The organism is Peribacillus sp. YIM B13481 (assembly GCF_042787985.1).
GTDB classification, from domain to species: Bacteria; Bacillota; Bacilli; order Bacillales; family DSM-1321; genus Peribacillus; species Peribacillus simplex_A.
This window is the reverse complement of the sequence record NZ_JBHZPE010000001.1, coordinates 104,038-116,820: the sequence shown is the minus strand read 5'-3', so window position 1 is coordinate 116,820 and position 12,783 is coordinate 104,038. Positions and strand designations below refer to the sequence as shown.

11 protein-coding genes and 1 other RNA gene are annotated in these 12,783 nt (G+C 42.8%); 10 read left to right on the top strand and 2 right to left on the bottom strand.

Annotated elements, in window-relative coordinates:
* Positions 1-27: 27 nt before the first annotated feature.
* From smpB to ACFX4X_RS00600, 3 genes are all read left to right on the top strand, one after another.
* The gene (smpB, locus tag ACFX4X_RS00610) at positions 28-495 is read left to right on the top strand and encodes an SsrA-binding protein SmpB (RefSeq protein WP_057912049.1); all 468 of its coding nucleotides are present in this window, start codon (positions 28-30) and stop codon (positions 493-495) included.
* A 123-nt stretch (positions 496-618) separates the two neighbouring features.
* Positions 619-980: a transfer-messenger RNA gene (gene ssrA / locus ACFX4X_RS00605) on the top strand.
* Positions 981-1,200: 220 nt separating this feature from the next.
* Positions 1,201-2,175 carry a nuclease-related domain-containing protein gene (locus ACFX4X_RS00600; protein ID WP_377380796.1) on the top strand — a complete coding sequence of 325 codons (975 nt, stop codon included), beginning with the start codon at positions 1,201-1,203 and terminating at the stop codon, positions 2,173-2,175.
* A 131-nt stretch (positions 2,176-2,306) separates the two neighbouring features.
* Here the strand turns inward: ACFX4X_RS00600 and ACFX4X_RS00595 are convergent, their stop codons facing one another.
* Both ACFX4X_RS00595 and fdhF read right to left on the bottom strand, forming a co-directional pair.
* Positions 2,307-2,783, bottom strand: a complete 477-nt coding sequence (locus ACFX4X_RS00595; RefSeq protein WP_377380794.1) for a helical membrane plugin domain-containing protein — start codon at positions 2,781-2,783, stop codon at positions 2,307-2,309.
* A gap of 18 nt (positions 2,784-2,801) precedes the next feature.
* Positions 2,802-5,741, bottom strand: coding sequence for a formate dehydrogenase subunit alpha (fdhF, locus tag ACFX4X_RS00590; RefSeq protein WP_377380791.1), 2,940 nt, complete (start codon positions 5,739-5,741; stop codon positions 2,802-2,804).
* 334 nt (positions 5,742-6,075) lie between these two features.
* On the opposite strand from fdhF, the gene ACFX4X_RS00585 reads away from it, so the two are divergent.
* From ACFX4X_RS00585 to ACFX4X_RS00555, 7 genes are all read left to right on the top strand, one after another.
* Positions 6,076-6,438 (top strand): Na-translocating system protein MpsC family protein, encoded by a 363-nt coding sequence (locus tag ACFX4X_RS00585; RefSeq protein ID WP_061465537.1) that lies wholly within the window; start codon positions 6,076-6,078, stop codon positions 6,436-6,438.
* Between the two features lie 70 nt (positions 6,439-6,508).
* Positions 6,509-7,291 carry a formate dehydrogenase accessory sulfurtransferase FdhD gene (gene fdhD / locus ACFX4X_RS00580; RefSeq protein WP_377381059.1) on the top strand — a complete coding sequence of 261 codons (783 nt, stop codon included), beginning with the start codon at positions 6,509-6,511 and terminating at the stop codon, positions 7,289-7,291.
* Between the two features lie 291 nt (positions 7,292-7,582).
* Complete coding sequence (locus ACFX4X_RS00575) at positions 7,583-8,455, top strand: LysR family transcriptional regulator (protein WP_377380788.1); 873 nt, start codon at positions 7,583-7,585, stop codon at positions 8,453-8,455.
* Positions 8,456-8,609: 154 nt separating this feature from the next.
* A complete protein-coding gene (locus ACFX4X_RS00570; RefSeq protein ID WP_089361927.1) occupies positions 8,610-9,536 on the top strand; it encodes an AEC family transporter in 927 nt (308 codons plus the stop codon).
* Between the two features lie 159 nt (positions 9,537-9,695).
* Positions 9,696-10,718, top strand: coding sequence for a tripartite tricarboxylate transporter substrate binding protein (locus ACFX4X_RS00565; protein ID WP_089361926.1), 1,023 nt, complete (start codon positions 9,696-9,698; stop codon positions 10,716-10,718).
* Between the two features lie 57 nt (positions 10,719-10,775).
* Positions 10,776-11,231 (top strand): tripartite tricarboxylate transporter TctB family protein, encoded by a 456-nt coding sequence (locus tag ACFX4X_RS00560; protein WP_284469289.1) that lies wholly within the window; start codon positions 10,776-10,778, stop codon positions 11,229-11,231.
* A 39-nt stretch (positions 11,232-11,270) separates the two neighbouring features.
* Positions 11,271-12,776 carry a tripartite tricarboxylate transporter permease gene (locus ACFX4X_RS00555; protein WP_375166270.1) on the top strand — a complete coding sequence of 502 codons (1,506 nt, stop codon included), beginning with the start codon at positions 11,271-11,273 and terminating at the stop codon, positions 12,774-12,776.
* Positions 12,777-12,783 lie beyond the last annotated feature (7 nt).

Sequence of the window (12,783 nt, the reverse complement as noted above, 5' to 3'; positions counted from 1 at the left end):
ATTGGATGTAAAAAAGGGGAGAGTTAGATGCCAAAAGGCTCAGGTAAACAACTAGCACAAAATAAAAAAGCTTATCATGATTTCTTTATTGAACAAACGTTTGAAGCAGGTATCGTTTTGAAAGGGACGGAAATCAAGGCAATCCGTGCGGCCCGAGTGAATTTGAAGGATGCCTTTGCTAAAATAGAAAATGGTGAAATCTATCTTCATAATATGCATGTCAGTCCATATGAGCAGGGAAACCAGTTTAACCATGACCCGTTGCGGACACGAAAGCTTCTTTTGCATAAGAAAGAAATCAGTAAACTGATCGGTGAAACAAAGGAAACAGGTTACACCATCGTCCCGTTGAAAATGTATTTAAAGAATGGCTTTGCCAAAGTTTTAATCGGACTTGGAAAAGGGAAGAAGCAATATGACAAGCGTGATGACCTGAAGAAGAAGGAAGCGAAACGCGATATTGAACGTGCTTTCCGTGATCGGCAGAAGATGTAGAACTGCCAAGACCTTACAATTGCTTTTTTGAACCAATCTGTTATAATTAATCCTGTACCGATGACAATTGAATATCAGCCAACTTGCTGACTATTCTTCTCTCGTACGCTCCATTTCTATCATGGGGACGTTACGGATTCGACAGGGATAGTTCGAGCTTAAGTTGCGAGTCGAGGGGATCGGCCTCGTTAAAACGTCAACGCCTATAACTGGCAAACAAAACAACAACCTAGCTTTCGCTGCTTAATAACAGTCGATAGCTGTTCCTCCCTCCATGGCCCACGTGGTAGGGTAAGGGACTCACTCTAAGTGGGATACGCCGGAATCCACCGTCTGAGGATGAAGGAAGAGACCAATCAGACTAGCTGCTCTGCCGCCTGTCGATAGGCTAATGAGTTCGCGAAATGCGAATATATCGACTACACTCGTAGAAGCTTAAGTGCCGTTATGTCTGGACGTGGGTTCGACTCCCACCGTCTCCACCAATACATATATTGGTGGTTTTTTATTTGTCTTCTTTTTAGTTGTTTTTGTCGAAAAATCGATAAATCGTATAATTCGCAGATAAATCAGGAGTTTTCGCAGATATATCTCCATTTTCGAAGATATATTCCCGATTTCGCAGATAATTTGTACAATCGCTATCATTTAAAGGGATATTTCCTACTTCTATAGAATCCTTTGGGAGAAACCAAGATTGGAGTGATGAAATTGATTGTAAAAAAGCGAAAAGTTCCTCTTGCCATCCGCAAATTACGTGCATTAGCGTACAGGCTTCCTCCGAATCACCCTAAACTCCCTATAATAATGAACGATCTCAAAAAAAGGGAAGCGGGCCATAAAGGAGAATGTTCCATTGATTTTTCATTAGGCTTTCTTGAACCGAAAAGCTATTACATCTTCCACGATTTAAGGCTGCAGGATCAATCCCGATTTTTTCAACTTGATACCTTATTAATCTCCAAGAAATATGCGCTTATTATTGAAGTGAAGAACATTTCAGGGGCAATCTATTTTGATCCGCATTTCAACCAGCTCATTCGAACGATAGAAGGCAAAGAGACGGCATTTCCAGATCCCATCATACAAGTCAGCCGTCAAGAATCACAGTTAACCAATTGGTTCTTGAAAAATGGTTTTCCCTCACTTCCCATCCTTTCTTTAATTGTCATCAGTAATCCCCAAACAATCATCCGTACAGCTCCTGGAAACCATAAACTCCACTATAAAGTTATCCATCGCGATGCACTTCCCGCTAAAATTGATCAAATGGACCATTCCATAACAGACTCCTGTTTTAGTGAAAAAGATTTGAAAAAAGCAGTTCGCGTAATGAATAAACACCATATCGATGCGGACTTTTCCATTCTGGAACGATACACCCTTACCGAAAAGGACCTAATAAAAGGAGTGATATGTGAGAGTTGCAAGGGCAATCAGGTATTTAGAAGGCATGGCATGTGGATTTGCCCTCAATGCCAATTATCCAGTAAAAAAGCACATATTCCGGCTTTACGAGATTATTTTTATCTAGTAGGCTCGACGATAACGAATCGGCAGTTGAGGGACTTTTTAAATATTTCCTCTTCATCCAGTGCAACACGGATTTTGCAATCATTGAATCTGACAAGCCGTGGTGCGAATAAGGGGAAGGTGTACAGCCTTTTTTTTGATGAGTGATATCTAGGTGATCAGGCCCTCAGGAGGCTAATTGTCTAAACTATACTTGATTTTGCATTATTCATATCGTAAAACATGATAAAAAAAGACTCAAAAGAAGCATGAACTTCTCTTAAGTCTTTGTTCCGATCTTATTCCTTCAATTCCTTGCCCATTCCCTTTAGGAAGTGGACGCCAAAACCAATTGCCCGGTTTATGTCTGGATCATTCAACGTTTTCATTAAATCTATCACGCCGATTTTCTTTTCGGTCTGAAGGAATTTGTTTCCTTCATCAATTCCTGAAAGTGCACTGTTCAGCAGTTTCGTGGATTGTGCGGCATCGGCGTTCATCAAGGCTCCTGTTGCCCCCATAAGGGTATTGATCAGGTTAGTGACAGGTTGCCTTGTGATTTGTTGAAGAGCGATTTTCGCAATTTGTTCTTTTCCTTGAAGCATGGAAGTCGCAGCTTCGAATACGCCCGAGTCATTCAGTTCATTGACAATTTTAAACATATTGATTAACGCATCTTCATTATCGGTGATCAGCGTTTTCAGTTCTTCTAATTTTTGTAGCTTTTTTTCTTCCTCAGTAATGGGATTATGGATTTCCGTAATTGGAGCTGCCATGATCATCGCCCTCCTTGTTTATTTATCCGTTAAGTGAACATAGCCTGGACGGGCCCACTTACGTTCAACCTCGACACCATTTTGAGGGTGACGTTTTTTATTTCGCGGATTGGTGCCCGGTAATGGGATGTCTCCGCTTGCATTTAATACTTCCATGCGGACCATCGTTTGTTTGTAAGCGGGTGTGCTTGTGCGTTGATCATAGATAGGACCAGTCAGGAAGTTAATGGCTGAATCTTTATCGACTGAGTTCATCGGTAAAAATAGCTCATTATTTTTTACTCGGTCTGTGATCAGGACTTTTAATTTAACGGCCCCGAATGGTGACACTAAGCGAACGAGTCCGCCATCACTGACTTTACGTTCTTTTGCAAGTTCTGGTGAAACCTCAACGAAAATATCAGGTACCTTTGATTGGATTCCATTGGATTTGTTCGTCATATTTCCTTCATGGAAATGCTCCAGGATGCGTCCATTATTGATATGAAGGTCATATTCTGCTGGGAATTTATGAGGTTCTACCCAGTCAGCCAGTGCAAAGCGTGCTTTCTTATCAGGGAAGTTGAAGCCATCCACATAAAGAAGCGGCGTGTTTGATCCATCATGGCTTCCCCATAGGAAGCTGTTCCAGCCTTCCAGCACATCGTAATTCGCTTGGCTGAATATCGGTGACAGGCTGGCCATTTCATCATAGATTTCACTAGGATGGGTGTAGTTCCAATTCGCTCCTAAGCGGTTGGCGATCTCTTGAGTGATCTCCCAGTCCGCTTTAGAATCTCCCATAGTGGGAAGGGCTTTATATAAACGCTGTACACGGCGCTCTGTATTGGTGAACGTTCCGTCTTTTTCAAGAGATGGAGCTCCGGGTAATACCACGTCAGCATATTGGGCTGTCCTTGAAAGGAAAATATCCTGGACAACAAAGAAATCCAACCCGGATAACACTTTATCAACATGGTTTGCATCCGCATCGACAAGTGCCATATCTTCACCTACAAGATACATGGCCTTCATATCGCCTTTTTCTATCGCTTTAAGCATTTCAATATTGTTCATGCCTGGTTTGCCATCAATTTTCACTCCATAAGCTTTTTCGAATTTAGCACGTGCCACGTCATCGGTAACATGCTGATATCCTGGAAGCCATGTTGGAAGAGTGCCCATATCGCAAGCGCCCTGTACATTGTTATGGCCGCGAAGCGGATAAGCTCCCGCTCCTGGGCGACGGTAGTTGCCTGTAGCTAATAGCAGGTTGGAAATTGCAGCCGAAGTGTCGGAAGCACCAGTGTTTTGTGTAACACCCATTCCCCAGAGAATGCATGTTCCGTCTGCATCGCGAATTGTCTCGGCTATTTGGATCAATGTTTCTTTTAAAATACCTGTGTGTGTTTCTGCGTATTCCAGGGTATATTTTTCAAGTACTTCTTTATAATCGTCGAAGAAGTTAACATTTTCATTGATGAATTCTTGATCATGCCAGCCTTGATCGATCATATATTTTGTAACCGCCATCAACCAAACCTGGTCTGTTCCTTGTTTTGGACTGATATGGATGTCGGAACGCTCGGCCATTTCATTTTTGCGGATGTCAGCTACGATCAGTTTTTGTCCGTGAAGCTTGTGTGCCCGTTTAACGCGTGTCGCCAGTACGGGATGGCCTTCTGCCGGGTTAGCCCCAACGATGATGACAAGACCTGCTGCGGCGATATCTTTAATCGTACCAGCATCACCGCCCATGCCGACTGTACGGAACAGTCCGTCAGTTGCTGGGGATTGACAGTAACGAGAGCAATTGTCGACATTGTTCGTTTCGAACATTTGCCGTGCCAGTTTTTGAATGACATAGTTTTCTTCATTCGTGATCTTGGATGAGGAAATGAAGCCTACAGAATTTTCGCCGTATTGCTGTTTGATCGAACCCAGTCTGGATGCAACCAAATCAAGTGCTTCATCCCAGCTTGATTCAACGAATCTTCCGTTTTTCCGAATCAGGGGCTTTGTCAAACGTTCTTCCGAGTTTACGAAGTCCCAGCCGAATTTCCCTTTGACACATGTGGATATCGCATTGACGGGTGCTTCATGAGTAGGTTGGACTTTAAGGATTTTACGGCCTTTTGTCCAGACTTCGAAAGTGCATCCTACCCCACAGAACGTACAGACTGTTTTTGTCTTCTTCGTCCGTGTATCACGCATTGCCGCTTCAATCTCCGAAATGGCAAAAATCCCGCTGTATCCAGGTTCCACTTCTTTGACAAGGTCAATCATTGGTTCAAGCATATCGCTTTTTAAACCAGACATGAAACCCGCCTCACCCAGCATCGATTTTTCCATTAATGCATTACATGGACAAATGGTTACACACTGTCCGCAACCTACACAAGATGAGTTATTGATTTCCGTTCCTTCATCCCAAATTACCCGAGGGCGTTCTGCTTCCCAGTCGATGGAGAGCGTCTCATTGACCTGAAGGTTTTGGCAAACTTCGACACATTGCCCGCATGCGATGCATTGATTGGCATCATAACGGTAAAATGGATGGGACATATCGACGGCACCCAATTCCACTTTCGGTGTGTAAGGATATTTTTGGTGTTCAATTTCCATTAATTCTGCTGTGTTATGTAGTTTGCAATTTCCGTTATTATTATCACATACAGTACAGTATAAAGAATGGTTTTCCAGGATCCGGTCCATGGCCTCGGTTTGGGCTTCTTTTGCCTTGCTTGAGTCCAAGGCTATATCCATGCCTCTCATTGCTTTTGTCGAACATGATCTGACGAGTTTCCCATTGACCTCGACGATGCATGTGTCGCATGTTTGGATCGGAGCCACTTCGGGAACATAACAAATCTGTGGATGAGCTATCTCATTTTGATTGATGACCTCCAGTATTGTCGTTCCTTCATTAGCGGTATAATCCTTCCCATTGATTTTGATGGAAATGTTTGAATCGCTCATTATATTTCCCCCTTTTATAGCCAAAAAGACGCAAAAAACCACCATGATTACACCTTCGGCTCTAAAACAGTGGTGTAGGTCATGGTGGAATAGTTTAATAGCAAAGCTTGCCAATATACCAATCCATACCATAATGGATAATTTTAAAAAAGATAGGGACACAACAGTACACTATTATGCTCCCAACTTTCATCATTGATATTATACCTTTAATTATAAAAAGAAACAATCCTGGAAGGAGGGTATCATTCCCAAATTCCTTTCGTTTTTCTTCGCGTTGATTTATGATAAGAAAATTGAGAACTTAATTTTCTTAAATTGGAGTGACGTAACGGTGTCAAAAGTTATCCATGAATTCAATGATATGATTCGTAAGCTGCGCAAGGAACTATTCGGTAAAGGACCAGAACGGATACACACGGTTTTCGTGGAAAATATGGCCGTTTCTACGTTATATGGGAATTTGACTCCTACGGAAATGTTCATATCAAGATCGGAGGAAGGAAGGGACATGGTCCATTCAGCACGAACCAAAATGGTTCAGGATGTGTATTCGGAGAGTCCTCCAGATGGAATGGAAGAACTGGTTGGAGCTAAACTGGTCCATTTGTTTTCAGACATCAAAATTAAAGAGAACATAGCGATTTCCGTATTCGTATTTGATAAGGATATAGCGGCCAAACTCAACGGGCATTGACCATGTTCCTTACATATTGGTCAATTGGCTCCTGGATAGTAAAAGGAGTGGGAACATGAAGGCGATTGAAATGAAGAGGAAGATCATCCGGATAACCAAAGGCAACATCGAGCGGACGGAAGATACGATCGTAACGGAGTATCCCGTTACTGTCAAAATAAATGGCCAGGAATTCGTCACGATGGTTTGTACTCCTGAATACATCGAGGATATGGTGATTGGTTATTTGGCTTCGGAAGGCATCATCAAAAAATATGATGAGATAAAAGAAATTTGGGTCCAGGAAAAAGAAGGTTTTGTTCATGTGAAGATAGATAAAGTGAATCCCTACTTCCAGGACTTTCAAAATAAGCGGTATATTACATCATGCTGCGGAATGAGCAGACAAGGTTTCGTCTTTGTGAATGATGCATTGACTGCCAAGAAAATGGATGATGTTTCGGTGAGGCTGACTCCTGATGACTGCTTCCGTTTGATGAAGGATTTACAAAATTCTGCTGTCACTTTCCAGAACACAGGCGGAGTCCACAATGCGGCTTTATGCGATGTCGATGGCCTCGTATTAAGCAGGATGGACATCGGACGGCATAATGCCTTGGACAAAATATATGGCCATTGCTTGAAAAATGGTATTTCGATGGGAGGGAAGGCTATCGTGTTCAGCGGCCGGATATCATCGGAAATTCTCTTGAAGGTGGCGAAAATCGGCTGTGAACTGATCCTCTCGAAGTCCGCTCCAACTGAATTGGCTTTGGAGTTGGCTGAAGGGTTGGGACTCACGACGGTCGGGTTCATTCGTAATGATTCATTGAATATCTATACATGCCCTGAAAGAATTCAATTGAATGACTGAGCATCTTCCGCTTGAAAGATGCTTACGGGAAAGTCCTTGCCGGCATGGCTTGGGCTTTTTTTGTCTTTGTTAAAGGCTCTTTTCGTAAAGATTGTTGTTTTTAAAACGAAACTATTTAAGGTTGATTGGAGCGGAAAGCGAGCATCTGGAGGGGAAATCAACCACAACTCACTACCTGGTAAATAGCAACAAAGTATGTGAAAACAGCCTTGTTAAATGATATCTCCAAAAGGCCATTTATGGTACATTTTTAATAAAACATTCAAGGAAAAGCGTATCGGAGGAAGGGTTATGAACGAAAGGGATTGGCATATTTTAAAGGTGTTGCATGAACACAGGAATATTACTAAAACGGCGCAAAGTTTATATATCTCGCAACCTTCTTTAACGAAACGGATTCAACAAATAGAGAAGGAATTCAATCTGAAGATTGTGGAGCGGGGAACTAGGGGAGTGCAGTTCACCCCTCAAGGTGAATATTTGGCCATCTGTGCAGATGAGATGCTGATCAGGCTCCGGCAGATAAAAGAGACAGCATTCAATATGGGTCAGGAGATCAGTGGAACATTACGGCTGGGTGTTTCCAACTATATTACGCTGCATAAATTGCCTGGCCTGTTGAGATTATTTCGTGAACGATATCCTAAAGTGGATTTCCATGTGACTACTGGTTGGAGTAAAGAAGTACTGAATCTCATTTACAAGGAAGAAGTGCATGTCGGGATTGTACGGGGGGACTATCAATGGTCAGGATCAAGGCATCATCTTTTTGAGGAAACGATTTGTATTGCTTCTAAGGAAAAAATCGAAGTTCGGGACCTGCCCTTATTGCCGAGGATCGATTATAGGACCGATGCCCTTTTAAAAACAATGATCGAAAATTGGTGGAGGGACAATTTTTCAGGACCTCCTTTGGTGGGTATGGAAGTGGATAAAGGGGATACATGCAAAGAAATGGTCAGGAATGGACTGGGATATGGGATCCTTCCTAGTGTTTTATTGGAGAATGACCAAAGCCTCCATCAAATGGACCTTAAGGATAAGCAAGGAAATCCACTTATCAGGAATACATGGATGTTATATCATGAAAAGTCGCTGGAATTAAAACTGGTCAAAGCGTTTGTCGAATTTGTCAAAGATGTCGATTTCATGAGTGATATTTAAATAGAAGCGCAGAAACCTCTGTGCTTTTTTGCCATTCCGTTTTTGAATGGTTAACGATAATTTATTGGTATTTTAATTATGGCTTTCCCGGCATTATGATAGATGGGAGATGTAAATCAACAGGAATTAGCCTAAGGAATGGAGAGGAAGTCAAGTGAGTGTCCTGTTTCTAATCGTATTGAATGTCATTGTGCCGGTCTTTTTCCTTATAGGGGCGGGGGCCATTATGCATCGTAAATTCAAGCTGGATCTGAATACACTGTCTAAATTGAATAACTTCCTGCTCATGCCGGCCATTAGCTTTGTCAATATATATCAAAGCAATATGGGCGGGGGTATGATTGTACAGATATTCAGCTTCCTTGCTCTTCAAGCAGTAAGCCTCATCATCGTGAGCTCAGTGATTGCTAAACTTGCCAGGTTCGATCAAAGTCTCTCTGCCACGTTTAAAAATAGTGTGGTCTTGAATAACTCAGCCAATTTCGGGTTACCCGTCAGTCAGATGGTTTTTCATGCAAATCCTCTTGGCCTGTCGATCCAAGTCATCGTGATCATTTTTCAAAACCTGTTGACCTATACCTATGGATTGATGAATTCCGTTTCCGTCCATACAAAAAGTGCCAAGGGTGCCATTCGCGAGTTCCTGAAGAACCCCGTCATTTATGCTCTTTTACTCGGTCTACTATTACAGGCCACTTCTTTTGAAATTCCTCTGTTCCTATGGACCCCGATTAATAATATCGCGAGTGCTTTCATAGCCATAGCCTTGATTACATTGGGTGCACAGAGTGCCTACTTGAAAATGACTCATTTCCCTCTGCCGCTTATCCTTAGCTTGATTGGACGTTTAATACTCTCGCCATCCATCGCATTCCTGATCATTCTCATGCTGGGCTTGGAAGGGACTGTCGCTCAGGGGTTATTTATCGCAAGTTCATTTCCAACATCTAGAAACAGCGCATTATTCGCTTTGGAATATGACAACCATCCGGAATATGCGGCACAGGCGGTCTTGATGTCGACTTTATTCAGCAGTATAACGGTAACAATGGTCGTATATCTATCAAAAATACTATTCTAGCAGGGCTGCTCGCAATGGGCAGTCTTTTTCCACATGTCCACCCATAAAACTTTATGAACAATATGGAGATTATGAAATTTATGTATTTTAGGTGAATAATTAAAGAAAAGGAAGATAATTTTGTAGAATTAAGAAAACGCTTTCAAAAGGGGGATTCATATGTTTTCTCGTAAAAAGATTTATGCGGTCATATTGGCAGGTTCTCTAGCTTTAAGTTTAGGTGCATGCAGCAGTTCGGATACATCAGGAGAGAAGAAAGAAAGTACAGGTTATCCGAAAAAGGCCATTACGATCGTTGCTCCTTCGGGTGCAGGTGGGGGATGGGATTTGACGGCCCGTTCATTTACAAAGGTCTTGGGGGAGACAAAACTGGTGAACCAGCCATTAACCGTCGAAAACAAACCTGGTGGCGGGGGTGCTGTCTTCATGGCGGATTATGCGACACAGCAAGCAGATAATAATGACATGCTTTTCGTAAATTCACCGCCTGTCATCATCAATAACCTTAAAAAAGAGGGAAACAGTCCTTATGGATATAAAAATACGACTCCATTGGCGCAGCTGACAAAAGATTATGGAGCGATAGTGGTAAAGGCGGATTCTGAATTCAAGGATTTGAAATCAATGCTGGAAGTGGTGAAGAAAGATCCTCGTAAGTTAACCTTTGCGGGGGGATCGGCTCCGGGATCCATGGATCATTTGATTTCCATTCTTCCAGCCTATGAATATGGCTTGAATCCAACTGAACTTAAATACGTCTCGTACGACGGTGGCGGGGAAGCGATTACGGCGTTGCTTGGTGGAAATGCGGATGTGATCGGAACGGATGCATCCAGTGTCAGGGAATTTTTAAAAGCAGGAAAGATTAGAGTGTTGGCCGTAACCTCGACTGAACGCTTAGGTGGAGATCTTAAAGACATACCGACGGCAAAGGAACAGGGTGTCGATGCGGAATTCACGATTTGGAGAGGCGTTTTTGGACCTCAGAATATGTCTGAGGAAGCGAAAACCTTTTGGGACGGATCCATTGCAAAGTTAGTTGAAACCTCTGAATGGAAAAAGGAAGTGGAAGTTCAAGGATGGGAACAAGAATATAAAAATAGTGAAGAATTCAGTAAGTTTTTAGAAGAGCAGGAGAAACAGGTGCAGAAATTATTAGAAGCTTTAGGCATGGAAAAATAATGGAGAAGAAGGAGGTGCTTTCACCTTCTTCTTATTTTCTGAAATGGAGGGATAAGGATGGACGTGAAATTCGATCGCTTTGCATCCGTAGCTTTTCTGGCTGTCGGAGTGCTGTTTATGATAGGTAGCAGGAAGCTATCCAGTTCTTCTTATGGAAGTTCGGTAGGACCGGACATTTTCCCTTTTGTATTGGGATTGGTCCTTGCCGCTTTAAGCATTCGCCTGTTCTATGAGGCGTATCGTAGCAGGAGACAAGAGTCGAGTAAGGAAAAGCTGGAGTATAAGCCCTTTATCATTATTTTTATTTCAACCTTGATTTATATTTTGACACTGGAAACGATAGGATATGTCATTACGACCTTTCTCTTTTTATTTGTTTGCTTTCAAACGATGGAACAGAATAAGTGGGTGACATCGCTCATCATTTCCGCAGGATTTTCCGGAATCGTCTATTTTTTATTCGTGAACGTTTTAAAGGGAACATTGCCGGGTTGGCCAATCTGGTTTTCATAAAAGAAAGGAGGATGGGAAGTGGACACTTTTGTTTATTTAATGCAGGGATTTGAAACGGCACTTATTTGGTATAACATACTTTTTGCATTTGTCGGGGTATTGATCGGAACCGCTGTCGGCGTTTTGCCTGGGATCGGACCGATGAGCGGTGTGGCTCTTTTAATTCCGGTAACCGCCTCGATTACAGGTGGACTTCCACCAGAGCAGGCGGCGACAAGTGCCATCATTTTACTTGCAGGTGTTTATTATGGAGCGATGTATGGAGGGTCGACGACCTCCATCCTATTGAATACACCGGGCGAATCTTCCTCTGTCGTCACGACATTGGATGGCTACCAAATGGCGAAGAAGGGCAGAGCCGGGAGTGCGTTATCCATTTCGGCCATCGGTTCCTTTGTTGGAGGGATAGTCACACTTATTGCCATGATTGCCTTAGCTCAGCCATTATCGACGATTGCCATTAAATTCGGTCCGGCTGAGTATTTTTCGCTCATGATTCTAGGTTTGGCGGCTGTCAGTGGTCTCGCGGGAAAATCCGTAACAAAGGCGTTAATTATGACTGTTTGCGGCTTGCTGATTGGGACGATAGGCATTGATAATGTATCAGGAATAGCTCGTTTTACTTTCGATGTTCCCTGGTTATATCAGGGGATTGAATTCCTGACAATTGCAGTAGGTTTATTCGCCCTTGGAGAAGTGTTCAAGACGATCTTAGAAAAAGAAGAGGATGACGGGGAAATCGCGAAGATTAGTAATTTGATTCCTTCCAGAGAAGAGTTCAAGGAATCTGCGGGTCCCATTGCCCGGGGATCGCTCTTGGGTTTCTTTGTAGGAATCCTGCCGGGTGCAGGGGCCACTCTTGCTTCTTTCTTCTCATACCTTATGGAAAAACGGATTTCAAAAAAACCCGAGAAATTTGGCACGGGGGCGATTGCTGGAGTGGCTGGACCTGAAACGGCCAATAACGCCGCGTCTGGGGGAGCGATGATTCCATTATTGACGCTGGGAATTCCAGGTTCTGGTACAACGGCCATTTTAATGGGTGCACTCATGATGTACAATGTCCAGCCTGGTCCATTATTATTCGAAGATCATCCTCAGGTGGCTTGGGGACTTATCGCAAGTATGTTCATTGGGAATCTGATGCTCCTCATCCTTAATCTCCCGCTCGTTAAGGTTTTTGCGAAAATCATTGAAACGCCAAAGAAATATTTGATTCCGATCATTATCGCAATTTCCATTTTTGGCGTTTATGCGGTACAAGTATCGACTTATGATTTATTGCTATTATTAGGATGCGGGGTCTTGGGATATTTCTTAAGTAAAAATGATTATCCTATCGCCCCATTGGTATTAGGGCTGGTCTTAGGACCGATGATAGAAAATAATATGCGCAGGGCCTTGACGATATCCGATGGGGATTACAGTTTGTTTTTCACTCGGCCGCTTTCCCTAACCTTCCTGATTGTAACGGCGTTATGGCTGCTCATTCCGGTTTTACTTAAGAAGAGGGGGAAGGATGTTGTCATTAATATTGAAGGTTAACTGATAT

What these genes read in the sequence shown, in the direction of transcription:
- smpB (WP_057912049.1), top strand. Translation starts at nt 28, where the DNA reads ATGCCAAAAGGCTCAGGTAAACAACTAGCACAAAATAAAAAAGCTTAT.
- ACFX4X_RS00600 (WP_377380796.1), top strand. Translation starts at nt 1,201, where the DNA reads ATGAAATTGATTGTAAAAAAGCGAAAAGTTCCTCTTGCCATCCGCAAA.
- ACFX4X_RS00595 (WP_377380794.1), bottom strand. Translation starts at nt 2,783, where the DNA reads ATGGCAGCTCCAATTACGGAAATCCATAATCCCATTACTGAGGAAGAA.
- fdhF (WP_377380791.1), bottom strand. Translation starts at nt 5,741, where the DNA reads ATGAGCGATTCAAACATTTCCATCAAAATCAATGGGAAGGATTATACC.
- fdhD (WP_377381059.1), top strand. Translation starts at nt 6,509, where the DNA reads ATGAAGAGGAAGATCATCCGGATAACCAAAGGCAACATCGAGCGGACG.
- ACFX4X_RS00575 (WP_377380788.1), top strand. Translation starts at nt 7,583, where the DNA reads ATGAACGAAAGGGATTGGCATATTTTAAAGGTGTTGCATGAACACAGG.
- ACFX4X_RS00565 (WP_089361926.1), top strand. Translation starts at nt 9,696, where the DNA reads ATGTTTTCTCGTAAAAAGATTTATGCGGTCATATTGGCAGGTTCTCTA.
- ACFX4X_RS00560 (WP_284469289.1), top strand. Translation starts at nt 10,776, where the DNA reads ATGGACGTGAAATTCGATCGCTTTGCATCCGTAGCTTTTCTGGCTGTC.
- ACFX4X_RS00555 (WP_375166270.1), top strand. Translation starts at nt 11,271, where the DNA reads ATGCAGGGATTTGAAACGGCACTTATTTGGTATAACATACTTTTTGCA.